Here is a 22,630-nt window from a genome sequence, read left to right as displayed (position 1 = left end):
CATGAAAGAAGTGGTTGAGATCCTGGCCAAAGCCCTTGTGGACCGGCCGGACCAGGTTTCGGTCAATATGATTGAAAAGGAAAAATCCTACCTGATCGAGTTGAAGGTGGCCCCCGAGGACATGGGAAAAGTAATTGGCAAGCAGGGCCGGATTGCCCGGGCCATCCGCATGGTGGTCAAGGCCGCCGCCACCAGGCAGCGCAAGAAAGTGATTGTGGAAATAATTTAAATCCGGCAAACGGCGGCCGATCAGCGGCCGGGGCGCAGTTCCGCCAACCGGGAAACGAATCCGCCGCACGGGAGGTCCGGTCATGTCCAGGCTCACCATTACCCGGCCGGTAGTGGTCAAGATCAGGGTAACGGACAACTATAAAAAGGCTGTGGCTGCTGAACTGCAGGAAGCCGTCACCCGGTTGGACGCACAGCTCAAGCAACTGGAATGGCAGTCCCGCCGCATTGACGCCGCTTCCGGCAAGCCGGACGCGGCCGCGGCAGCGGTCCGGCAGCAGCTTGAGAGCGGTCGCGCCGCCTGTTTAAGCAAACGTCAGGAATTACTGGAAAAGCTGAAAAGTGTGGGCCGGCTGGCGCCGGGCGAGGAAGTGCTGCACGGCCGGGTGGAAAGTATTGTGGAATTGCAGGTGGGCGATGACTGGCGCCGGGTAATGGGTGCGGAAATCGTGGTCGAGGACGGTGTAGTGGTGGAGATCAGGACGGGCGGGCCGGACAATGCTTGAAGAATATATTACCATCGGCAAGATTGTAAATACCCAGGGCAACCGCGGTCAGGTCAGGGTGGTGCCGCTGACGGATTTTCCGGAGCGTTTTGCGCAAATGGAGCAGGTGCTGGTGGCCCGGGGTGAAAGCCGCCGGCTTTACCACATTGAAACAGTGGGTTACCACAAGCGGTTTGTGATCGTCAAATTTGCCGGCGTGCCGGACATGAACGCCGCACAGGCCTTGAAGGGCGCCTTGCTGCAGGTTACCCGCGACCAATTGGTGCCCCTGCCCGCAGACACTTACTATGTATTCGACATCATCGGCCTGCGCGTGTACACCGGAACGGGTGAATACCTGGGGACGGTCCGTGATGTGCTGGCCAACCCCGCCCATGATGTCTATGTGGTGCAGGAGGGGGTGAAGCCGCCGCTGCTGGTGCCGGCACGCAAAGAGATGGTGCGGGAGATCGATTTGCCGGGGAAACGCATGGTGGTGGCGCTGCCCGCCGGATTGAGGGACTAGTATGTTTATTGATATCTTAACCCTATTCCCCGAAATGTTCACCGGCCCTTTGCATGCCAGCATGCTCGGCCGGGCCGGGGAAAAGGGTTTGCTCGACATCAACATCATCAATATCCGGGATTTTTCCCGCAACAAGCATCATACGGTCGATGATACGCCGTTCGGTGGCGGCGCCGGGATGGTTATGGCGGCTGAACCGCTGTTTGAAGCCATGGACTGGCTGCGTGCCCGCCGCGGGGGGGCGGACCGGGTGGTTTTGCTCAGCCCGGCCGGTTATCCCTTCAGCCAGGCGGTGGCCGGCGAACTGGCCAAAGAAAAGCACCTTGTTTTCATCTGCGGTCATTACGAGGGCGTTGATGACCGGGTGGCCGCCAGCCTGGTTACGGATGAAATCTCGATCGGTGATTACGTGCTCACCGGGGGGGAACTGCCGGCCATGGTCGTGGTGGATGCAGTGGCGCGCCTGATTCCCGGTGTGCTGGGGGAGGAAGCTTCGGTGCTGGAGGAGTCTTTTGCCGGCGGGCTGCTGGAGTATCCCCAGTACACCCGTCCCCGGGAATACCGGGGGCAAGCGGTGCCGGATGTGCTGTTCAGCGGTCATCACGCCCGGATCGACCAGTGGCGGCGACGGCAGTCCCTGTGGCGCACCCTGGCCTTGCGGCCCGAACTGCTGGCCAACGTTGCTTTGAGCAGGGAAGATATCGGCATTTTGCGTGCCATGCAGACAGAAATTGGACACCTGCTGGAACGACACACAAAACTTGCTCCGGAGCAAGACGGTGTGTTATAATTGGCTTTGGTGATTACGGACGGTCCGCTGTCTCTTAAAGAGGCATGAACGTCCAGGCGGGAAGGAGGGTATATTGGGATGAATTTGGTAGAATCCCTGGAACAAGAACAATTAAAGGATGGCATTCCCGGTTTTAAATCCGGGGATACCGTGCGTGTGCATGTGAAGGTGGTCGAGGGCAACCGGGAACGCATTCAGGTTTTCGAAGGCGTTGTGATCCGGCGCCGGGGCGGCGGCCTGGGTGAAACCTTCACCGTGCGCCGGGTTTCCTACGGAGTGGGCGTGGAAAGAACCTTTCCCGTTCATTCGCCGCGGATTGAGCGCATTGAACTGATGCGCCGCGGGTTGGTGCGCCGGGCCAGACTTTACTACCTGCGTGAATTGCGCGGTAAGGCCGCCCGGATCAAAGACAAAAGGTAATCAAGGACCGGGGACTGCCATGCCAGTCCCTTTTTGGCTTTTTTTAAACCGGTGGGGAGGTTGGCGCAATGATCGAAGAGGCGGACCGTAACGCCGGCCCGGTGCCGGAACCGGCGGGTAAAAAATCGGCACTCGGCGAATTGCTGGAATCTGTAATCATCGCCGTGGTGCTGGCCGCTGTAATCAGGCTTTTTATCCTGGCCCCATTTTACATCCCATCCGGCTCCATGGAACCCACCCTGCTCGTCAATGACCGGATTATTGTTAGCAAGCTGGCCTATCACCTGGGCGAGCCCCACCGGGGCGATATTGTCGTTTTTAAATATCCCCTGGATCCCAGCCGGGACTTTGTCAAAAGATTGATTGCCGTCGGCGGCGAAACGGTGGAACTGCGCAACAGCCACCTGTATATCAACGGCCGGGAAATGCCGGAAAACTACCTGCCCCCGGGCATGACGTTTGCGAATTTCGGTCCGAAGAAGGTGCCCAAGGGAAGTTACTTCATGCTCGGCGACAACCGGAACAACAGCGATGACAGCCGGGTCTGGGGGCCGCTGCCCCGGCAGGACATAATCGGCAAGGCCATTATGATTTACTGGCCGCTGGACCGTATCGGGTTATTAAAGCGCTGAGCAAAGCATATCCTGGTAAAGGACAACGGGTGATCGGATGGATATCCAGTGGTATCCCGGCCATATGGCCAGGGCCAAACGCCTGGTTCAGGAAAACCTGAAGCTGGTGGACGTGGTGATCGAATTGCTGGACGCCCGTCTGCCGGCAAGCAGCCGCAATCCGCTAATTGATGAGGTTACCCGGCACAAGCCCCGGTTGGTGGTGTTGAACAAGACCGATCTGGCCGATCCGGCGGAAACAGCGCGCTGGTTGTTGTGGTTCAACCAGCAGGGCATGGGCGCCCTGGCGGTGGATGCGGCGCACGGGCGGGGGGTCAGGGAGGTGCCGGCGGCGGTGCAGCGTCTGGCGGCGGCACGTATTGCCGCCCTGGCCGCCGCCGGCCGCCGGCCGCGGCCGCCCCGCTGCATGGTGCTCGGCATCCCCAATGTGGGCAAGTCCATGTTGATCAACGCCCTGGCCGGCCGGGCGGCCACCCGTACAGCCAACCGTCCCGGGGTGACCCGCGGGCAGCAGTGGGTGCGTCTGGCCAGGGGGGTGGAACTGCTGGACACACCGGGTGTGCTCTGGCCGAAGTTCGGCGATCAGGAGGCGGCTATGAAGCTGGCTGCCACAGGTGCAATCAGGGAAGAGGTCTATCAGCCGGAGGAAGTGGCCGTCTGGCTGGCCGGCTGGCTCCGGCAAAGGCACCCCCGGGTTTTACCGGAGCGTTACGCTATGGCTGAAAATGCGGGTGAACCGGTTTTGGAGCAAATCGCCGTCAAAAGGGGGTTGCTTGGACCCGGCGGACGGCCGGACGTTTCCCGGGCGGCCGGACATCTGTTAAAAGAATTCCGGGAAGGGAAGCTGGGGCGTATTACTCTGGATCCGCCGCCTGGTAATTAAAAAAAGGCGTAAAAAATCTTTTTTGGGGGCAGGGATTTAGCACTTGAGCGCGAAAAAATATTAAAGTTAAGGTTTTTTTACGGAGGTTCTCCTTTTTTGGATCTCAGCGCCCTCACCGTCAGTGAAATCAAGCACCTGGCCGATCAGCGCGTTGCCGACGGGCGGTTGGCAGGGGCACTGCTTGCCGATGCGCGGGTTGCCGTTAGACAGATCGGCGGCCGCTTGTGCCGGCGGCTGAATGAGCAGCAGCGGGAGAATGAGCGTTTAACCGGTTTGTGGTGTCATGAAAAAGAGCTTTATGCACAAGGGTTTGTCCTGCCGGCCGGTGTGGATGAGGCCGGCCGGGGTCCGCTGGCCGGACCGGTGGTGGCTGCAGCGGTGATTTTGCCGGCCGGAGTAAGCCTGCCCGGGTTGAACGATTCCAAGAAACTTTCGGCCGGCAAACGTGAAGCCCTGGCCTGGCAGATCAAAAAAATGTCCCTGGCCTGGTCGGTCGGCCTGGCCACGGTGGCGGAAATTGAGCGCATCAACATCCACCGGGCTTCGCTGCTGGCCATGTGGCGGGCGGTGAACGGACTGGCGCCGTCACCGCAATTCCTGCTGGTGGACGGGCGTCATGCCATAGACATTGACCTTCCCCAACGGCCGCTGGTCGGGGGGGACGGGTTAAGCGCCTCCATTGCCGCCGCCTCCATTCTGGCCAAAATGACGCGCGACCATCTGATGCAGGCGCTCGACCGGCTTTATCCCCCGTATGGTTTTGCCGTCCACAAGGGCTATCCCACCCCGGAGCACCTGCAGGCGTTGGACCGCTTCGGCCCCTGCGCGTTGCACCGCGCCGGTTTCAAGCCGGTGCGGGCCTGGCTGGAGGCGCACGGGCAGGATGATTAATCAGTTTACTGGCTTAAATCCGGTCTGGAAAAAGTATTTTGGTTCAATACTGAAAAGTAGCAAAAGTTCCTGTCGCTGCCGGGAGTTACAAAATTCACAAACCCTACTTTTTTATGCCGGACATGGCTGGTCCGGCTGTGCATATGTGAGGTGAGTTATTTTACATAGGAAAGGGGGGAGAAATAGATGCTTTCGCCATGGGGAGCGGTTTTTATTTTCCTGGCGGTGGGAATTGTTTTCGGAGCCGGCGGAATTGCGACCAGCTTTCTGGTTCATCCGCGCCGCCAGTACGCCTCCAAGTATGAGCCGTACGAATGCGGTATGGAAACCATCGGACCCACCTGGGTGCAGTTTAAAACCAGCTACTTCCTGTATGCCCTGCTTTTCGTCATCTTTGACGTGGAAACAATTTACCTCTATCCATGGGCCGTCAAGTTCCAGAGCTTGGGATTGTTTGCTTTTATCGAGATGCTGGTCTTTATTTTTATCCTGGTGGTCGGCCTGTGGTACGCCTGGAAGGAAGGAGCGTTAGAATGGATGTGACAAAAGACAACCATCCGGTTGAACAAATGACCAAGGACCCGGTGGTGATCGATCAGGTCAAGCGTCTGGTCCACATAGCGCCCCTGGAAAAGCTCTTCAATGTAGCCCGGGCGCATTCGCTGTGGCCGCTGGGGTTCGGCCTGGCCTGCTGCGCCATCGAAGGCTTGATGGCGGCCAGTATGCCCCGTTTTGATCTGGCGCGCTTTGGGTATGAGGTCATTCGCGGTACACCGCGGCAGTCGGATGTAATGCTGGTGGCCGGCACGGTGACCAAAAAGGCGGCTCCCTTTGTGGTGCGCCTCTACGAGCAGATGACCGAACCCAAATGGGTCATCGCCATGGGCAGTTGCGCCATATCCGGCGGCCCGTTTGTGGATTCCTACCATGTGGTGCCCGGTGTGGATAAGCTCATTCCGGTGGACGTTTATGTGCCCGGTTGCCCGCCCAGGCCGGAGGCCGTTATCGACGCCTATATCATGTTGAAGGAAAAGATTATGAACCCGAAGGTGGTGGAACTGCCCCGTGGCTAGTTATGATCTACCGGTGGAAATGCTGGAACCGCTGAAAGAGAAGTTTCCCGGCGTGGAAGTGTCCGGAACCGGTGTGCTGCTGGTGCCGGCGGCGGATCTGCCGGCGGTGGCGCAGGAGTTGAGAGACAATCCGGATTATGGCTTTAATATGCTGACCAATTTGACGGCGGTGGATTATAATGACCATTTCATAGCGGTCTACAACCTGGTTTCCCTGACCCACGGCCACAACCTGATGCTCAAGGTGAAGCTGGCGGACCGGACGGCTCCGGCGGTGCCTTCGCTGTGTCCCGTGTGGCATGCGGCCGACTGGCAGGAGCGGGAGGCCTACGACCTGCTCGGGATCAATTATACCGGCTGTCCCGGCCATCCCACCCGCATCCTGCTGGACGACTGTTTTGAAGGACATCCCCTGCGCAAGGATTATCAGTGGGAAGGCGGCCGGGAATAGTGGCCTTTGACTTTCAGGACAAGAGGTGTGGTTGATTTGAAAACACAAACATATTCCCTGAACATGGGCCCCCAGCACCCCAGTACCCACGGCGTATTCCGGATTGTTCTGGAGCTGGACGGCGAGGTGGTGGTCAAGGCCACCCCGGTGCCGGGCTATTTGCACCGGGGTATTGAAAAGCTGGCTGAAGCCCGCACCTATACCCAGGTCATTCCCTACACCGACCGCATGGACTACCTGGCTTCCATGTTGATGAACTGGGGCTATGTGGCGGCGGTGGAAAAATTGATGGGCATTGAGGAAGAAATCCCCGAACGTGCCCAGTACATCCGGGTAATCACCGGTGAGCTGTCCCGTATCGCCAGCCACATGATCGCCACCGGCGACTACGCCGGTAATATCGGCGGCTTGACTGGTTTTACGTATACCTTCCGGGACCGGGAAAGAATTATGGACATGTTTGAAATGGTCTGCGGTTCCCGGATGACAGTGAGTTACTTCCGCATCGGCGGCGTGGCTGCGGATTTGCCCGACGAATTCTTTCCCGCCTGCCGGCAGTTCATTTCCGATTTGCCGTCTATGTGCGACGAATATGACGGTTTGATCACCGGCAATGAAATTTTCCAGGCGCGCACCAAGCATGTTGGTATCATCACCCCGGAGGATGGGATCAACTATGGCATCACCGGTCCCTCCCTGCGCGGCAGCGGTATTGCTTACGATCTGCGCAAAGTGCGTCCCTACAGTGTCTACGACCGCTTTGACTTTGAAGTGCCGCTGGGCGAGCGGGGTGACTGCTTCGACCGTTTTTCCTGCCGGATAAAAGAAATGCGCCAGTCGGCACGGATTATCGGGCAGGCGCTGGACAACCTGCCCGACGGACCGATCCTGGCCAAGGTGCCCAAAGTGATCAAACCGCCGGCCGGTGACGCGTATGCAGAGATAGAGAGTTCCAAGGGCGTGCTGGGCTGTTATGTGGTCAGTGACGGCAGCCCCAAACCCTACCGGGTGCATTTCCGGCGGCCTTCATTCATCAACCTGGGTATGCTGGGCAAGATGTGCGAGGGCTGGAAAATCGCCGACGTGATTGCCATTCTGGGCAGCATTGATATCGTTTTGGGAGAAGTGGACTGCTAAATTAGGATTTAGGGGAGAAGAGGCATGGGTGAAAATCTTTTTACCGGCATAGCCGCCTGGTTGAGCGCCCTGCTGAATGCTGCAGGGGTACCGCTGATCGCCAACGATATCATTTTGATGGTGGTCAAGTTTGTGGCTATCCTGGTCTTTATTCTGGTCAACGTGCTCTGGCTGGTATATATGGAACGAAAAGTTTCCGCCTACATCCAGTGCCGGATCGGACCCAACCGGGTGGGTCCGAAGGGTTTGTTGCAAACAGTCGCTGATATCGGCAAGCTGTTGAGCAAGGAAATCATCATTCCCCGGTTATCAGACAAAATCGTGTTCCTGCTCGCGCCGGTGCTGATCTTCGTACCGCCGCTGATGATTATGGTAGTGGTGCCCTGGGGCCGCGACATGGCAGCCGTCAATATGAATATCGGCGTCTTTTACTTCCTGGCGCTGGCTTCCCTGTCCACCCTCATTTTCTGGATGGGCGGCTGGTCGTCTTACAACAAATACTCCCTGGTGGGCGCCATGCGTGTGGTCGCCCAGATGGTCAGCTATGAACTGCCCCTGGTGCTGGCCCTGCTGGGAGTAATTATGCTCACCGGCACGCTGAATATGAACACCATTATCGAAGCCCAGCGCCATACCTGGTTTATCTTCGCCCAACCGCTGGCTTTTCTGATTTATTTCATCGCCGGGGTGTCGGAAACCAACCGCACGCCTTTCGACCTGGTGGAAGGGGAATCGGAGATTATCGCCGGTCCTTACACCGAGTACAGCGGCATGGGTTATGCCATGTTTATGCTGGCCGAATACGCCAACGTAATGCTGGTTTCGATTATGTGCACGGTCATGTTTCTGGGCGGCTGGCTGGCTCCCTTCGGCTGGACGTTTATTCCCTCCTGGTTCTGGTTCTTCATCAAGGTTTACGTCATGATTTTCATCTTCATGTGGATTCGCTGGACCTATCCCCGTATCCGGGTTGACCAGTTGATGGGTTTCGGCTGGAAGGTGCTGGTCCCCCTGTCTCTGGCCAATATTTTCGTCACCGGTGTGGGGATGTACATTTACCGGGCGATAGGGTGGTGATCAGATGTTTGGACAAGGATTAATCAAGGGCCTGCAGGTTACCTGGCATGAGATGTTCAAGAAAAAGGTGACCGTGCAGTATCCCGAGGAACACGCCCCGCTGGCCGCCCGCTACCACGGACGTTTTCAGCTGGATGCGGACAAGTGTATTGCCTGCGGCATGTGCGCCAACGCCTGCCCGAACAAGGTGATCCAGATTACCAAGGAAAAGGTGGGCAAGAAACAGTATCTGACCAAATATGTGATGCGCATCGAATACTGCCTCTTTTGCGGCCTGTGCGTGGAAAGCTGTCCGAAAGACGCCATTGCATTCAGCCATATCATAAACATGAACCAGTTCTACCGCGACAAGGTGCGCCTGGTGCTGGTGGACCGCCCGGCGCCGGAGTCCCTCCCCGAAGGTGAAGCGGCGGAACCGGATGCCGGCGGCGCGGCCGCGGGCAAAGCCGCCCGGGTGCAGCAGGCGGCCAGGGCGCAGGCGGCTGCCGGCAAGGCTGCGGACAAGGAGGGCGAATGATGGACAACAGTATTTGGATGGTGGCGGCGTTCTATCTGCTGTCCGCCGTGATCATCGTGTCAGCGCTGCTGGTGGTGTTCCTGAAAAACATTGTGCATTCGGTGCTCTGGCTGGCGGTGTGCTTTATCGCCCTGGCCGGCCTGTTCCTGACCCTGGACGCCGACTTCCTGGCCGCCGTACAGGTGCTGGTTTACGCCGGCGCGGTCTGCATCATGGTGGTTTTCGGGATTATGCTCATTCAGCGCGGGGATATGGGCAAGACCAACCTGTTCAACAGCCAGACCGGTGTGGCCGCCGGCGTGGTGGCCCTGGTGCTGGTGGTCAGCGGCTACCTTTCCGCCGCCACTCACTGGGTGGGCACGGCGGCGCCCGTGCCGCACAAAACGGTCGAGCATATCGCAACTCTGTTGCTGAGCAAATATGTGATTCCCTTTGAAGTGGCCGCCCTGCTATTGCTGGTGGCCCTGGTGGGAGCGATCATCCTGGCCAAGGAGGTGAAGGCCAAGTGTTGACTTTAAGTGTTGGCCTGACCCAGTACATGGTGCTTTCGGCCATTTTGTTCGGTATCGGCCTCTTTGGCGTCCTGTCCAAGAAAAATGCCATTGCAGTGTTGATCTGCATTGAGCTCATGCTCAACGCGGTGAATATCAATCTGCTCGCCTTCAACAAGTTCGTCACCCCGACCCAGTTTATCGGGCAGATTTTCGCCATCTTTGTCATTACTGTGGCGGCTGCCGAGGTGGGTGTGGGCTTGGCCATCATTATCGCCATTTACCGCAACAAGCTGTCGGTCAACCTGGATGAGTTCGACTGGCTCAAGTGGTAGGATCTCAATACGAAGGTAGGTGCTGAACTGAAATGGTTGATTTCGCGATGCAGCACGCCTGGCTGGTGCCGCTCCTGCCCGCGCTCGCCTTTGTGGTGATTGTCTTTCTGACCAAGCCTTGGCAGAAACTGAGCGCGCTGGTGGCTGTCGCCGGCATAGTGGGGGCGTTTGTCTTTGCCGCCCTGGCTGCTTACGGAGTGTTCACCCATCCGGAATTTACCGAGGGATCGCTAGTCTACGGTGTCCGCTGGCTTTCCATGCCCGGGCTGCATATAAACGTGGGCATCATGCTGGACCCCACCTCGGCCATGATGATCTTCATGGTATCCCTGGTCTCCTCGTTGATCTTTATTTACGCCACCGGCTATATGAAAGGTGATCCGGGATTTTCCGTATTCTTCTCTTATGTTTCCCTGTTTGCCGCTTCCATGCTCCTGTTGGTTCTCTCCAGCAACCTGCTGGAAATGTTCGTGGGCTGGGAGCTGGTCGGCCTTTGTTCCTATCTGTTGATTGGTTTTTACACGCACAAGATATCGGCCCGGGAGGCGGCCAAGAAAGCTTTTGTCACCTGCCGGATCGCCGATTTCGGATTGCTTTTGGGCATGCTTTCCCTGCAAATTGTTTTCGGCACGCTGGACCTGCCGGAGTTGGCGCAGAAAATCGCCCACTTCCACCAGTACACCTCGGCCGGTGTGCTTACACTGATTGCCGTGCTGGTCTTTCTGGGGCCGATCGGCAAGTCGGGCCAGTTCCCGCTACACGTGTGGCTGCCCGATGCCATGGAAGGCCCGACCCCGGTCAGCGCACTGATCCACGCAGCCACCATGGTGGTCGCCGGCGTCTACCTGGTCGGCCGGATGCTGTTCCTGTTCAGTGAGATTCCGTCGGCCATGGAACTGGTGGCCATCACCGGCGCCTTTACAGCCCTGTTTGCCGCCACCATCGCCATCACCCAGCGGGAAATCAAGCGCATCCTGGCTTATTCCACCGTCAGCCAGCTGGGTTACATGATGCTGGCGCTGGGGGTGGGCAGCTTGTCCGCCAGTATGTTCCATATGTGGACACACGCTTTCTTCAAGGCGCTTATGTTCATGGGTGCCGGCAGTGTGCTCACCGCGTTGCACCACAAGGCGGACGTATGGGAAATGGGCGGACTGGTGAAAAAAATGCCCATTACCGCCTGGACTTTTGTGGTCGGCGGCCTGGCCATCGCCGGCATCCCGCCTTTTGCCGGCTTCTGGAGCAAGGATGAAATCCTGGCCACGGCGCTGAACAGCCACCATTATGTGCTTTTTGCCATGGGCGCCTTTACAGCATTTCTGACCGCCTTTTACATGTGGCGGCTGATCTTCCTGGCCTTTTTCGGTGAGGAAAACCCGGCCAACCATCCGGTGGAGTCGCCCTGGAACATGACCGTGCCCCTGATCATCCTGGCCGCGCTGGCCACCGTCGGCGGCTGGGTGGGTACCCCCTGGGACAACGTCTGGTCGCAGTGGATTTTCTTTGGTGAGGTTGAACATGCTGCGCCAAACTACGGGGTGATGATTGGTTCGGTGATCCTGGCCCTGGCCGGCATCTACCTGGCCTACCAGCTTTATTACGTGGACCGCGAGAAGGTCAAGGCCAAAGCGCTGGCCGAGCGCTATCACGGTATCTACACCCTGCTCTTCAACAAGTATTATATCGATGAAATTTACCTCTGGTTCAACCATGCCATCGTGGACGGATCGGCCAAGCTGTTCTACCTGTTCGACATCTACGTGGTGGACGGCATTATTGTAAACGGCCTGGGTGCCTTCACCCGGCTGAGCGGCGAGGGCCTGCGCATCACGGAAACCGGCCGCTTGCAGAACTACGCCCTGGTCTTCTTCCTGGGTGTACTGATTATTGCCGTTGCCCTGGCCTTCAGCTCACCTTCTGCGGCCGGGCTGCTGCTGGGAGGTGTGAAGTAATATGGAAGGTTTTCCGGTCTTGTTGATTACGCTGCTGTCACCCGTACTGGCGGCGTTGATCCTGACCTTCATTCCCCGGGACGAAAACAAGCTGATCAAATGTATCGCCGCAGTGGGCACATTCATCTCCATGGCCCTGTCGCTGTACGTTTATTTCGCCTATGACAAGTCCCTGGGCGGACTGCAGTTTGTCATGCAGGTGCCCTGGATCAAGGACCTGGGTGTGACTTTCTTCCTGGGTGTGGACGGCATCAGCCTGCCCATGCTGCTGCTGACCAACCTGATTGGCTTTTCAGCCGTTTTCGCCTCCTGGAATGTCGACCACCGGCCCAAGGATTTCTTTATCCTGCTGCTCCTGCTGATTGCCGGTGTGATGGGCACCTTTATCGCGCAGGATCTGTTCATCTTCCTGCTCTTCTACGAAGTGGTGGTCATTCCGATCTACATTCTGGTGATCATCTGGGGCAGCACCAAGCGGGTGACCAAGGAATACGCCGGTATGAAGCTGACCATCTACCTGTTGATCGGGTCGGGTTTCCTGCTGGTGGGAGTGATTGCCCTGTTCATGAAGACAACGGCGATTGCCGGTGTTCCGGATATGAGCTTCACCGGGCTGGCCGAGGCCGGGCGAAGGCTGGGCGCCTTTGACCAAAAATGGCTTTTCGCCCTGATGCTCTTCGGCTTCGGCTCCCTGCTCTCCATGTGGCCCTTCCACTCCTGGTCGCCCGACGGCTATGCCGGCGCCCCCACGGCGGTGAGTATGATCCACGCCGGCGTGTTGAAGAAGATCGGCGGGTACGGCTTAATCCGCATCGCCCTGTTTGTGCTGCCGGTGGGCGCCAAGTTCTGGGCGCCGCTGATTGCCGTACTCGGTGTCTGCGGGGTGGCCTATGCGGCCATGGCCGCCCTGGCGCAGAAGGACCTGAAATATATCGTCGGTTATTCCAGCGTCAGCCACATGGGCTATGTACTGCTGGCCATCGGCTCGATGAGCGTGATCGGCCTAAACGGCGCCGTGGCCAATATGTTCGCCCACGGTGTGATGGCGGCACTGTTCTTCTCCATGATCGGCTTCATTTACGAGAAGACCCATACCCGCTGGATTCCCGACATGGGCGGACTGGCCCGTCAGACCCCGCGGCTGGCGGCCGGCTTTATGCTGGCGGCGATGGCCTCGTTGGGACTGCCCGGTCTGGTCAGCTTCATTCCCGAGTTCACCATTTTCGTGGCTTCCTTCAAGGTATACGGTGGGCTGGCGGTGATTGCCATCGCCGGGATCATCATCACCGCGCTCTATGTTTTGCGTGCCGGCGCCAACACCCTGTTCGGGCCGCCGCGTCACGAATATGACCATTTAAAAGACATCCACGGTCCGGAACTGGTACCCCTGGCGGTGCTAGGCACGGCTTTGGTGGTGGGCGGACTGCTCCCCTTCCTGCTCTTCGATATGGTCAACAGCGGCATCGTGCCTTTGATGGCCCAGATCAACGGAGCCCTGCAAATGGTCGGGGGGGTGTTTTAAGTGAACGTGGATCTGTCCTTGCTTAATCCGGAAATCGCCATCTCCATTCTCGGCCTGGCAGTGCTCGTTCTGGGCTTGATTATCCCGAAGGAATCGCGGCACGGCCTGGGCTGGCTGACCGCCCTGGGCCTGCTGGGTGTGCTCGGGCTGACCATCTCCGGGTGGAACAACCAGGGTACGCTGTACCACGGCATGTTCATCGTGGACCAGTATGCCATCTTCTTCAAGATTACCTTCCTGACGGCGGCTTTCCTGGTCACTCTAGGCTCGATGCGCTTTGTCGATGACATGGGGGACCAGAGCGAGTATTACAGCATGATGCTCTTCGCCACCCTGGGCATGATGGTGCTGGCTTCGGCCGGTGACTTCATCACCCTCTACCTGGGTCTGGAGTTGATGACCATCGCCTTTATCGTGCTGGTCTGCTTCAAACGGCTGGACGGCAAGTCGGTGGAGGCCGGCATGAAATATGTCCTGCTGGCCGGTATGTCATCGGCGGTGTTGCTTTACGGCCTCAGCCTGATTTACGGTGTGACCGGTTCGGTGACCATTTCCGAGGTCGGCCGCGCGGTGGCGGTGACGCCGGTGCCGGCGCTGATCCTCGGTCTGGTCATGCTGGTGGCCGGGCTGGGCTTTAAAATCTCGGCGGTGCCCTTCCACATGTGGGCGCCGGATATTTACGAGGGCGCGCCCACGCCGGTAACCTCTTATCTGGCGGTGGGCTCCAAGGCCGCCTCCTTCGCCATTCTACTGCGGGTCTTTGTGGCCGCACTGCCGGGCATCTGGGCAAACTGGACCATGCTGGTGGCGGTGCTGTCGGCGATTACCATCATTGTGGGCAACCTGGTGGCCATCCCGCAGACCAATATCAAACGCCTGCTGGCCTACTCCAGCATCGCCCAGGCCGGCTACATCCTGGTCGGGCTGGTTACGGCCAGCGAGCAGGGGATCAAGGGCGTCATGTTCTATGCCTTCCTGTACGTCTTTGCCACCATCGGCGCCTTTACCGTGGCCACCTACTTCTATAATGTTACCGGCAGTGATGAAATCAAGGACTACGCCGGCTTGAGTCAGCGTTCCCCTTTGATGGCGGTGGTGATGCTCATCTGCATGCTCTCCATGGCCGGCATTCCGCCCCTGGCCGGCTTCGTGGGCAAGTTCTACCTGTTCAAGACCATCGTGGACAACTACCTCTGGCTGGCCTTTATCGGGTTGATCATGAGCATGGTCTCCGTGTACTACTATTTGCGGGTGGCGCTGGTCATGTACCGGGACGAGCCGCTTGACAACAGCCCGATTAATCTCAGTACACCGGTGGCCGTTACCCTGATCATCGCCATGGTGGCCACACTGTTCATCGGCATTTATCCCGGACCGCTGTCCCAGGTGATCAACATGGCGGCACACTCGTTCTTCATGCACTAAAGGATTTTAGTGACGAATACGTTGGGAGCAGGCTGCGGCCTGCTCCTGCTTGTTTTATGGGTAACGGCATAGGTATGGTGTAATTTCAGAATCGTCTAATTCATTTTCCAGCTATATTTTTGTGAATTAACGCTTTAATATAACACCGGGATCACTTTTGATCCCGGTGCACATACATTGAATCAGCTATTTGTTCTGCATCCCGGGCGGACAGCCTCCCGTCCAAATCCAGGCTGATATAGCCGTCAATCCACATCAGGTGTATTAGTTCGTTTTTGTGCAGGGCCAATTTCGCCTGGCAAGGACCGATCGTCACATTTTTGATTGTGGTATCTTCCTTGTCATAACCGAACCCGGTACCCAGTTCTCCGTTAAAGTTAAACTGAGTGATATTGAAATATTTATTCCCAGGCCCATTGTATTCCATGAATATTTGTGCGGTATAAGGGCTTTGTTTTTGGTAAGTAACCTTTTCCAGCCGGTACCCGGGCGGGAGATACCCCGGAACTTTCAACGGAAATGGAGACTGTTCCCGGGCCTGCTTCAATGTGACCACGGACGGTGGCTCCATTTTAATTTCCTTAATCTCACCGGGCGGCGGGGGTGGTTTTGTAGCGTCTTCGCTGGTTACTCCGCCACGCAGGTTCATTTGCGAGCCGTAAAGGAGTTCCGTGATGCCATCCATGACTTTATATCCCAACGCCCCCACTTTTCCGGGAACGCTTAGGGAAATAACTATGGCCGCCAATAGAACAAGTATTGCCGCCACGGCAACGCCGGGCGAATGTCGCGCGTTGAAGTTGATTGGTCGTTTTATCCCCGGCCGATGGGACACCTTATCTTTTAATCGTGTCCAGGTTGCCTCAACCGGCGGGGGATTGCCATCTTCCACGCGTGCCCGCATTACTGCTCTGATGATCAGGTCCAGTTCTTCGTCGGTATATTGTTTCATATCCGGCTCACCCCCTCAATTATTTTACTGGCTCCGGAAATATAAAAACGTTGGCGCGCCTGCCGTGGCGTCATCCCAGTGGTTGTCAGTGGAAATGGCCGAGCAACACCCGGGCAACGTACAGGAGAGCACCCTGCTCGTAAGGTTTGGACACGCAACCATAGAAGTAAAACCGGGTTTCAATCCCACACTACTTTGTGATGTGGTGCGGATCCTGGCAAAGCTATGCTAAACGGAGCCGGCATTGACAGGGTATATCTTGCCTGCGGCCCTACCGACTTACGCAAATCCATTGACGGATTGGCCGTGCTTGTCAGGGAGAGATTTCAGCTGGACCCCTTTACCACCTGCCTTTTTGTCTTTTGCAATCGGCAATGCGATAAATTAAAGATTCTCCAGTGGGAACACAACGGATTCTGGCTCCATTACCGTCGACTGGAGAAAGGAAAATTTCAGTGGCCGGCAAAAAACAGTTCAGGGGTAGTGGCAAAAATTAGCCGGCGTGAATTGCGCTGGCTACTCGACGGATTATCATTGGACCAGCGGCAAGCTCACCCGAAAGTAACCGCGAACATAATATTATGAGTGATTTAGTAGAAAAAATAAATTAAACATTGCAGGGATTAAAGTAACAATGTCGAATTAAGATATCATGAATAATATGCCAGCAAATACAGCGACAATTGACGAACGTAAGCAAGAAAACGCACTTCTAAAGCAGCAAAATGCCGAGCTTACCGCCAAACTCAATTGGTTTGAGGAGCAGTTTCGCTTAAGCCAACATCAGCGGTTTGGCCGTTCCAGCGAACAAACAAATCCTGAACAGCTCAGTCTTTTCAACGAAGCTGAAGTAGAAGCAAAACCTGAATTAGCTAAGCCCACCGTGGAAGAAATCACCTATACCCGCCGCAAAAAAAGTGGCCATCGGGAAGCGATGCTAAAAGACCTTCCAGTGGAAACTATCGAATACCGCTTGCCCGAAGAAAAACAGGTTTGTTCTTGTTGCGGCGGCAAACTGCATGAGATGAGCACTGAAATCAGGCAGGAATTGAAAATTATTGGCACCCGTAGCAGCTAAAGAGGGCCTGGATTTTTGCAACCAGCTTTTTGCAATTGAACAAGAGCTCAAGGATGCTACGCAGGAAGAACGAAGTACCGCCCGGATACAGCGCAGCCGCCCTGTATTGGATGCTTTTTGGGCGTGGCTAAAATACCATAGCCCGAGGGCATTGCCCAAAAGTGCCTTTGGTCAAGCAATACAGTATTGCCGTAACCAGTGGGATAAATTAGGGGCCTTTATGCTTGACGGCCGGTTGGAAATAGACAATAACCGCAGTGAACGCTCCATTAAGCCTTTTGTCATCGGGCGCAAAAATTGGCTGTTTGCCAATACACCCCGGGGGGCAAAGTCCAGTGCTATGATTTACAGTATCGTAGAAACGGCCAAAGAAAATGGGCTGAATCCATTTACCTATCTGACATATCTCTTTGAACGGCTCCCCAATGTGGGTATAAAGGATCCGGGCAATATTGATCCTTTACTACCTGGTCCCCCGCTTTACCGGATTGTTGCCGGGCACCTGGTAATAATTGTACTTGATCCTTTAGCTGTATGCTAGGTGGTGCCTATTTGACGCTTACGTAACAACAATAATAAAGTAAATGAAAGTGATAACTTAAATAAAATATTTCCCAATGCTAATGAGGAAAAATTGATAAAACAGTCCGATTAACTTAAGTACGCCGGTGGCCGTTACCCTGATCATCGCCATGGTGGCCACACTGTTCATCGGCATTTATCCCGGACCGCTGTCCCAGGTGATCAACATGGCGGCACACTCATTCTTCATGCACTAAAGGATTTTAGTGACGAATACGTTGGGAGCAGGCTGCGGCCTGCTCCTGTTTGTTATATGGGTAACGGCATAGGTATGGTGCCGTTTGAAAAATATGAGAAATTTCTAAAAATGCATGACGCCAGGTAAATTTATCAAATTCATTTAAACTGCTTCAGTACACCTTAAGCCTAATATTTACTCAACTGCTTCTCGACATTCCGCCCGCCGTACATAATACGGATTATTGCAATAGATACCCGATCTTCAACGGGCAGATAAAACACCAAGTAATTATCAACCGGCAAAACCCGAAGCCCCTTGCTGCGCCAAGGTTCTTTTTCATACAAACGGCAGCGGAAAGGCATTTCATTTAGTTTTGCCGCAGCTTCAATAATCCGTTTAGTCTGCTTTTTTGCAATTACAGGCTCAAGCAACGAGAAAGCAATGTATTCGTAAATCTCACGCAGGTCGTTTTCCGCCTGTTCGGTATAAACCACTTTCCAAGCGCTCATAGCCCGTAATCCTTGCTCATCCTGTCAAAAACTTTTTCTGCCGGAACAACCTTTCCGCTGTTTAAATCAGCCATGCCTTTCTCAATTTCCGCATTAAACTGCTCCTCGCTGATCTCTTCAATGGACAAAGGCATATTTCGAGGAAGCTTCGTATCAAACGGGATTCCTCGCTGAAGCACAACCTGGCGCAGAAAAAGCCCGATTGCGTTGGACATGGGAATGCCAAGCTGTTCAAGCACCTTTTCAGCCTGTTCTTTAATTTCAGGTTCAACGCGGGCAAATATATTAGCGGTTCTTGCCATTTCAAAACGCCTCCCTCTGCATATATTATACCGAATTGTATTGCAATATGCAAGCGTTACGCAAATTTATAATTTTATGTCCAAAGAATGTTGGAGACGCCGGAAGTTATAGAATTGTAGATACTCGCCAACCCGTCTTCGGGCTTCTCGTGAGCTGTTATACTCGCAGGTACACCTCCCCGTACTTTAGGCTCCTCCAAAGGTGTTACACGGTAGCGTACCGGTGGCGGCCTGATAGCACATGGTGACAAAGGACCAGTTGATGTTCTGGAAAAATGCTTCGATATAGGCCTTGCGATCCGTGCCGTAATCCAGGTAGTAGGCATGTTCGTAAACATCCAGCGCCAGCACGGGCCACATGCGTGTGATAACCCCCACGTTGTGTGCGTCCAGAGAGTAATTATGCAGGCTGTGATCATCAATGTCGTAAGCCAGAGTTACCCAGCCCCTGACCGCCAGTCCGGAGGATTTGAAATCCGTCTCCCAGAACTGATATGAGCCGAAGTTGCGTTCGATCGCTTCGTAAATCACACCGCCGGGCCTGCCCCCGGGGCCGCCCAGGGAATCAAAAAACATTTCATGCAGTTTGACTCCGTTGGTGGCATAGCTTTCTTCCACTTTGAGCGCGCGGAGCGGACTGTAGGTGGCGTTGGCCGTGCTGCGGTCCGCGGTGCGCAGGAGGTTGCGGATTTCATTGGTTTTTTGCACATAGCCCAGGTAAAGCTTATAGTGTTCCTGGATGTTCCGGGCCGATATGCCTCTCAAGTGCAACAGTTCCGGGCGCAGCGGCCGGGGGGAAACCGGTGTGAATGCGCCGGCCGGTCCATAAAAGGGATCTTCCAGCGGGATGTATTGAGTGGTTGCTTTTTCCCCGCCGGGTGGTAATTGATCGCTGGCGTTGCCTTCTTTCTGCTTTCCCATCTCTCCGCCCTCCTTAAAATAATTGATTGTTCAAGCCGGCGGTGTGGTGCCGGAATGGTTAATCACCGGTTCATGATATGGTATATTTATGTTTTGGTGGTATAAAGTGTGATTAAATATTGTTTCATATATTTATATTTTGAAAAGGAAATAAAGCCGGTGTGTAGAAATATTTTGTCAACATAAGCGATGGGAGTGAAGGACATGACAGGGGAAGAACTGATCACAGAGGCGAGAAACCGGGCGGGGAACTATTTCCGCCAGGGATACAACTGTGCCGAATCCATTTTTTTGGCCTTCCGGGAACTGGCGCTGCCGGAGGTGGACCGCGACCTGGTGCGCATGACCACCGGTTTCGGCGGCGGAATGGGGCATGCCGGCTGCATGTGCGGGGCGCTGACCGCTTCCGGTTTGATTATCGGCTTTTTACGTGGGCGAAAAAGTCATGAAGAGGACCGCTACGGCACCTATGACCTGACGCGGCTTTTTCACGACCGTTTTGAGGAAAAATTCGGCGTCACCTGCTGCCGGTCGCTTAATCCGCATCCTTTCGATACGCCGGAGCATCTGCGCAATTGTCTGAAAATAACCGGAAACACGGCCAAACTGCTGATGGAGTATTTGCAGGAAAAAAGCCTGGTACCGGCCGGGTAAACCACTGCCCTGGGCAAGCCCCGGTGCTTCATAGCGGGGGTTCGCATTTTGGAGGGATGTCCTCCGTCCGTGGGACCGGGTGACATTTTTCCGTCCTGCAGGGATGCCCTCCCGATGTGTCCGGTAGAGGTGAGTTAACAGCAGCAGTTTTTAGATTCTGCTGGAAAACAGGTTACCGGTGCGTTCGGACAATAAAGCGACGGGTGAAGGCAAATGCCGGGAAGAAGGTGCTTTGATGACGTTGCGCAGGCAGGCGCTCGGTCGGCGCGGGGAGGAGGCGGCGGCGCGCTATCTGACCGGGTTGGGTTACCGGGTGGTGGTGCGCAACTTTCGTTGCCCGGAAGGGGAAATCGACCTGATCGTGCTCGACGGCGGCATCCTGGTTTTCGTGGAAGTGCGCTCCCGCAGCACGGACGCCTTCGGCCTGCCCCAGGAGAGCGTGACTGTCCGCAAACAGAAAAAAGTGCGCCGGGTGGCCGGGTACTACCTGTCCCTTTCCGGCGGCCACCGGGGGCCGATGCGTTTTGATGTGCTGGCGGTCAAGTTCGGCCGGACGGGAGAGCTGGAAGGCCTGGAACATATTAAGAACGCCTTTTAAGTTCAAATTCGGTTATAATCGATGCCCCGCCGCATAAGATCAAGTAACGGGATCCCGGGGGAAAATTTTTTCAGCGCAGCAGGAAAACGACGGTGAGTGTAGAACTAGCAAATTGTACCGGATGCCGCGTTGCCCGAACTAGACGGGAAGTATGTTCAGTAACCTGGTAAAACTGAAAATGCGGATGAAGGTCGCTTGACGTGAGGAATGCGGAAAGCAGCCGGACGGACCTCTGGAGAGAGCCCGGCTACGGACATGATCCGGACCGGGACACCGACGGGGCAAGTTTTGACGGGCGGCTGTTTAAATGCTGCCGCCGGAAACGAAACTCTCAGGTAACAGGACAGAGGAGATGTTTTAGTCATCTCCTCTGTCTTTGTTTTTGCGGGGGGATGGCTATACTAAATCCCAACCGGAGGTGTAATTGGATGAACAATCTCAGGAGGACGCCGCTTTATGACATGCACGTCAAGTATGGCGGCCGGATGATTGATTTCGGCGGCTGGGAACTGCCCGTGCAGTACACCGGCATTATCGACGAACACCGGGCCGTAAGGGAAAGGGCCGGTCTGTTCGACGTCTCGCACATGGGCGAAATCCGGGTGGCCGGCACCGGCGCCCTGCCCCTGATCCAAAAACTGATCACCAACGACGCCGCCAAAATGTCCGTCCACCAGGCCATCTACAGCCCGGTATGCCTGCCGTCCGGCGGCATTGTGGACGACATCCTGGTCTACCGCCCGGGCGAAAGCGAATACCTGCTGGTGGTCAATGCGGCCAACAAGGACAAGGACTGGCAGTGGATCAGGGAAACGGCCGCCGCCTTCCCCGATGCCGTGGTGGAAGACATTTCGGACCGGACGGCCCAACTGGCGCTGCAGGGTCCGCTGGCGGAACGGGTTCTGGGCAAATTGACCGGCGTTGACCTGAAGGAAATCAGGTATTACTGGTCACGGCCCGGTGTCACCGTGGCCGGCGTAAACTGCCTTTTATCCCGTACCGGCTACACCGGTGGAGACGGTTTTGAACTTTACTGCCCGCCGGGGCAGGCGCCGGCGTTATGGGAGGCGCTGTTGTCCGCGGGCCGTCCGGAAGGGCTGGTTCCGGCCGGGCTGGGCGCCCGGGACACTCTGCGTTTGGAAGCGGCTATGCCCCTTTACGGCAACGAGCTGAACGAAACCACCACCCCCCTGGAAGCGGGACTGGGCCGGTTTGTCAGTTTTGACAAGGGGCATTTCACCGGGCGGGAAATCCTGCAGCAGCAAAAGGCTAACGGCGTCAAGCGTAAACTGGTGGGCTTTGAAATGATTGAGCGGGGCATTCCGCGCCACGGCTATGCGGTGGTTAAAGAGGGGCGGGAAATAGGCGTAGTCACCTCGGGCACGCAAAGCCCGGCGCTGGGCAAAGCGATTGGTCTGGCTTACGTGCCGGCGCAGTATGCCGGTATAAACACGGAACTGGCGGTGGTCATCCGCAACCGGACCGTCCGGGCAGGCGTGGTGCCCCGGCCGTTTTACCGGAAAAGCGGGGCAGGGACCGGGCAAAAGGGCGTTGAGCACCGTCCGGAAGTGGTTTACACGCACCCGGAACAAAATCCCGTCTGATCAGCCTTTACGGGTGGCGCAACTGCGTTGCTGAACGGGCGTGTCAACCTGGGGTATGATATCATCCGGTGTTGAGGGATAAAGGCCGCATGTTCTCAAGACCTTATATCACACTGTGTTTACAGTTCATGCGCCGGCACTGGATATCCGCATTGCGGCTGAATCCGTGGAAAAATGAGTTCACAAGGCAGGAGATTCGTACTAAAGAGCAAATAATAGTGCAAAAATAAACTGTATTATTATTTTTAAGGAGGCAGATATTAATGTACCCACAAGAGCTGAAATATTCCAAGGAGCACGAATGGCTGCGGGTGGAAGGCAACAAGGGCACGATCGGCATCACCCACTACGCCCAGGAATCGCTGGGGGATGTGGTCTACGTGGACCTGCCGGCAGTGGGCGACGAAGTAACGG

General features: G+C 56.0%; 27 protein-coding genes, 2 pseudogenes and 1 riboswitch. Of the genes and pseudogenes, 25 read left to right on the top strand and 4 right to left on the bottom strand.

Annotated elements, in window-relative coordinates:
• Position 1: 1 nt before the first annotated feature.
• The 19 genes from A6M21_RS16270 (at position 2) to A6M21_RS16180 (ending at position 14,835) form a co-directional block, all read left to right on the top strand.
• On the top strand, positions 2 to 229 hold the full coding sequence (locus tag A6M21_RS16270; protein WP_066671182.1) for a KH domain-containing protein: 228 nt from the start codon (positions 2 to 4) through the stop codon (positions 227 to 229).
• A gap of 82 nt (positions 230 to 311) precedes the next feature.
• Positions 312 to 734, top strand: a complete 423-nt coding sequence (locus A6M21_RS16265) for a YlqD family protein (protein WP_066671180.1) — start codon at positions 312 to 314, stop codon at positions 732 to 734.
• The gene (rimM, locus tag A6M21_RS16260) at positions 727 to 1,239 is read left to right on the top strand and encodes a ribosome maturation factor RimM (protein WP_066671178.1); all 513 of its coding nucleotides are present in this window, start codon (positions 727 to 729) and stop codon (positions 1,237 to 1,239) included. The genes A6M21_RS16265 and rimM overlap by 8 nt, the downstream gene beginning before the upstream one ends.
• A gap of 1 nt (position 1,240) precedes the next feature.
• On the top strand, positions 1,241 to 2,029 hold the full coding sequence (gene trmD / locus A6M21_RS16255; protein WP_066671176.1) for a tRNA (guanosine(37)-N1)-methyltransferase TrmD: 789 nt from the start codon (positions 1,241 to 1,243) through the stop codon (positions 2,027 to 2,029).
• A 78-nt stretch (positions 2,030 to 2,107) separates the two neighbouring features.
• Positions 2,108 to 2,449, top strand: a complete 342-nt coding sequence (gene rplS / locus A6M21_RS16250; RefSeq protein ID WP_066671173.1) for a 50S ribosomal protein L19 — start codon at positions 2,108 to 2,110, stop codon at positions 2,447 to 2,449.
• Positions 2,450 to 2,517: 68 nt separating this feature from the next.
• On the top strand, positions 2,518 to 3,081 hold the full coding sequence (gene lepB, locus A6M21_RS16245) for a signal peptidase I (RefSeq protein ID WP_066671171.1): 564 nt from the start codon (positions 2,518 to 2,520) through the stop codon (positions 3,079 to 3,081).
• 37 nt (positions 3,082 to 3,118) lie between these two features.
• Positions 3,119 to 3,964, top strand: a complete 846-nt coding sequence (gene ylqF, locus A6M21_RS16240) for a ribosome biogenesis GTPase YlqF (RefSeq protein ID WP_066671169.1) — start codon at positions 3,119 to 3,121, stop codon at positions 3,962 to 3,964.
• Between the two features lie 96 nt (positions 3,965 to 4,060).
• Entirely contained in the window at positions 4,061 to 4,855 is a 795-nt protein-coding gene (locus A6M21_RS16235; RefSeq protein ID WP_066671167.1) for a ribonuclease HII, read from the top strand.
• Positions 4,856 to 5,041: 186 nt separating this feature from the next.
• Positions 5,042 to 5,398: an NADH-quinone oxidoreductase subunit A gene (locus A6M21_RS16230; protein WP_066671164.1), complete on the top strand. Its 357-nt coding sequence runs from the start codon at positions 5,042 to 5,044 to the stop codon at positions 5,396 to 5,398.
• A complete protein-coding gene (locus A6M21_RS16225; protein WP_078060812.1) occupies positions 5,389 to 5,928 on the top strand; it encodes an NADH-quinone oxidoreductase subunit B in 540 nt (179 codons plus the stop codon). The genes A6M21_RS16230 and A6M21_RS16225 overlap by 10 nt, the downstream gene beginning before the upstream one ends.
• Positions 5,921 to 6,379, top strand: a complete 459-nt coding sequence (locus A6M21_RS16220; protein WP_242868890.1) for an NADH-quinone oxidoreductase subunit C — start codon at positions 5,921 to 5,923, stop codon at positions 6,377 to 6,379. Before A6M21_RS16225 ends, A6M21_RS16220 begins: the two co-directional genes overlap by 8 nt.
• A gap of 36 nt (positions 6,380 to 6,415) precedes the next feature.
• Positions 6,416 to 7,516 carry an NADH-quinone oxidoreductase subunit D gene (locus A6M21_RS16215; RefSeq protein WP_078060811.1) on the top strand — a complete coding sequence of 367 codons (1,101 nt, stop codon included), beginning with the start codon at positions 6,416 to 6,418 and terminating at the stop codon, positions 7,514 to 7,516.
• A gap of 24 nt (positions 7,517 to 7,540) precedes the next feature.
• Positions 7,541 to 8,593 carry an NADH-quinone oxidoreductase subunit NuoH gene (gene nuoH, locus A6M21_RS16210; protein ID WP_066671159.1) on the top strand — a complete coding sequence of 351 codons (1,053 nt, stop codon included), beginning with the start codon at positions 7,541 to 7,543 and terminating at the stop codon, positions 8,591 to 8,593.
• 4 nt (positions 8,594 to 8,597) lie between these two features.
• The gene (locus A6M21_RS16205) at positions 8,598 to 9,110 is read left to right on the top strand and encodes a NuoI/complex I 23 kDa subunit family protein (protein WP_066671156.1); all 513 of its coding nucleotides are present in this window, start codon (positions 8,598 to 8,600) and stop codon (positions 9,108 to 9,110) included.
• The gene (locus A6M21_RS16200) at positions 9,110 to 9,622 is read left to right on the top strand and encodes an NADH-quinone oxidoreductase subunit J family protein (RefSeq protein ID WP_066671153.1); all 513 of its coding nucleotides are present in this window, start codon (positions 9,110 to 9,112) and stop codon (positions 9,620 to 9,622) included. Before A6M21_RS16205 ends, A6M21_RS16200 begins: the two co-directional genes overlap by 1 nt.
• Positions 9,616 to 9,936 (top strand): NADH-quinone oxidoreductase subunit NuoK, encoded by a 321-nt coding sequence (nuoK, locus tag A6M21_RS16195; protein WP_427854641.1) that lies wholly within the window; start codon positions 9,616 to 9,618, stop codon positions 9,934 to 9,936. The genes A6M21_RS16200 and nuoK overlap by 7 nt, the downstream gene beginning before the upstream one ends.
• 32 nt (positions 9,937 to 9,968) lie before the next feature.
• Positions 9,969 to 11,888 (top strand): NADH-quinone oxidoreductase subunit L, encoded by a 1,920-nt coding sequence (nuoL, locus tag A6M21_RS16190; protein ID WP_066671151.1) that lies wholly within the window; start codon positions 9,969 to 9,971, stop codon positions 11,886 to 11,888.
• 1 nt (position 11,889) lies between these two features.
• Entirely contained in the window at positions 11,890 to 13,410 is a 1,521-nt protein-coding gene (locus A6M21_RS16185; protein ID WP_066671149.1) for a complex I subunit 4 family protein, read from the top strand.
• Complete coding sequence (locus A6M21_RS16180) at positions 13,411 to 14,835, top strand: NADH-quinone oxidoreductase subunit N (RefSeq protein ID WP_066671146.1); 1,425 nt, start codon at positions 13,411 to 13,413, stop codon at positions 14,833 to 14,835.
• Between the two features lie 151 nt (positions 14,836 to 14,986).
• Here the strand turns inward: A6M21_RS16180 and A6M21_RS16175 are convergent, their stop codons facing one another.
• On the bottom strand, positions 14,987 to 15,787 hold the full coding sequence (locus A6M21_RS16175) for a DUF4367 domain-containing protein (RefSeq protein ID WP_066671141.1): 801 nt from the start codon (positions 15,785 to 15,787) through the stop codon (positions 14,987 to 14,989).
• A gap of 225 nt (positions 15,788 to 16,012) precedes the next feature.
• On the opposite strand from A6M21_RS16175, the gene tnpB reads away from it, so the two are divergent.
• Both tnpB and A6M21_RS16165 read left to right on the top strand, forming a co-directional pair.
• Complete coding sequence (tnpB, locus tag A6M21_RS19520; protein WP_066671138.1) at positions 16,013 to 16,372, top strand: IS66 family insertion sequence element accessory protein TnpB; 360 nt, start codon at positions 16,013 to 16,015, stop codon at positions 16,370 to 16,372.
• A gap of 67 nt (positions 16,373 to 16,439) precedes the next feature.
• Positions 16,440 to 17,387, top strand: a pseudogene (locus A6M21_RS16165) (IS66 family transposase).
• A gap of 426 nt (positions 17,388 to 17,813) precedes the next feature.
• Here A6M21_RS16165 and A6M21_RS16160 read toward each other — a convergent pair.
• From A6M21_RS16160 to A6M21_RS16150, 3 genes are all read right to left on the bottom strand, one after another.
• Positions 17,814 to 18,137, bottom strand: a complete 324-nt coding sequence (locus A6M21_RS16160) for a type II toxin-antitoxin system RelE/ParE family toxin (protein WP_066671135.1) — start codon at positions 18,135 to 18,137, stop codon at positions 17,814 to 17,816.
• Positions 18,134 to 18,439, bottom strand: coding sequence for a type II toxin-antitoxin system RelB/DinJ family antitoxin (locus tag A6M21_RS16155; protein WP_066671129.1), 306 nt, complete (start codon positions 18,437 to 18,439; stop codon positions 18,134 to 18,136). Before A6M21_RS16155 ends, A6M21_RS16160 begins: the two co-directional genes overlap by 4 nt.
• A 186-nt stretch (positions 18,440 to 18,625) precedes the next feature.
• A complete protein-coding gene (locus tag A6M21_RS16150) occupies positions 18,626 to 19,360 on the bottom strand; it encodes a superoxide dismutase (RefSeq protein WP_078060809.1) in 735 nt (244 codons plus the stop codon).
• A 204-nt stretch (positions 19,361 to 19,564) separates the two neighbouring features.
• Here A6M21_RS16150 and A6M21_RS16145 point away from each other — a divergent pair, with 204 nt between their 5' ends.
• From A6M21_RS16145 to A6M21_RS16130, 4 genes and pseudogenes are all read left to right on the top strand, one after another.
• Positions 19,565 to 20,014 (top strand): C-GCAxxG-C-C family (seleno)protein, encoded by a 450-nt coding sequence (locus A6M21_RS16145; RefSeq protein ID WP_066671271.1) that lies wholly within the window; start codon positions 19,565 to 19,567, stop codon positions 20,012 to 20,014.
• A gap of 235 nt (positions 20,015 to 20,249) precedes the next feature.
• Positions 20,250 to 20,612, top strand: coding sequence for a YraN family protein (locus A6M21_RS16140; protein WP_066671268.1), 363 nt, complete (start codon positions 20,250 to 20,252; stop codon positions 20,610 to 20,612).
• A 222-nt stretch (positions 20,613 to 20,834) separates the two neighbouring features.
• A riboswitch (glycine riboswitch) is annotated at positions 20,835 to 20,969 on the top strand.
• Between the two features lie 71 nt (positions 20,970 to 21,040).
• Positions 21,041 to 22,141, top strand: a pseudogene (gene gcvT, locus A6M21_RS16135) (glycine cleavage system aminomethyltransferase GcvT); the annotation flags it as partial.
• A 338-nt stretch (positions 22,142 to 22,479) separates the two neighbouring features.
• Positions 22,480 to 22,630 (top strand): biotin/lipoyl attachment domain-containing protein (locus tag A6M21_RS16130; protein ID WP_486599218.1); only part of this gene is annotated, 151 nt, incomplete at its 3' end.

The organism is Desulfotomaculum copahuensis, assembly GCF_001655685.1.
Taxonomy (GTDB): Bacteria; Bacillota; Desulfotomaculia; order Desulfotomaculales; family Desulfovirgulaceae; genus Desulfotomaculum_G; species Desulfotomaculum_G copahuensis.
This window is presented reverse-complemented; position numbering and strand designations above follow the sequence as displayed.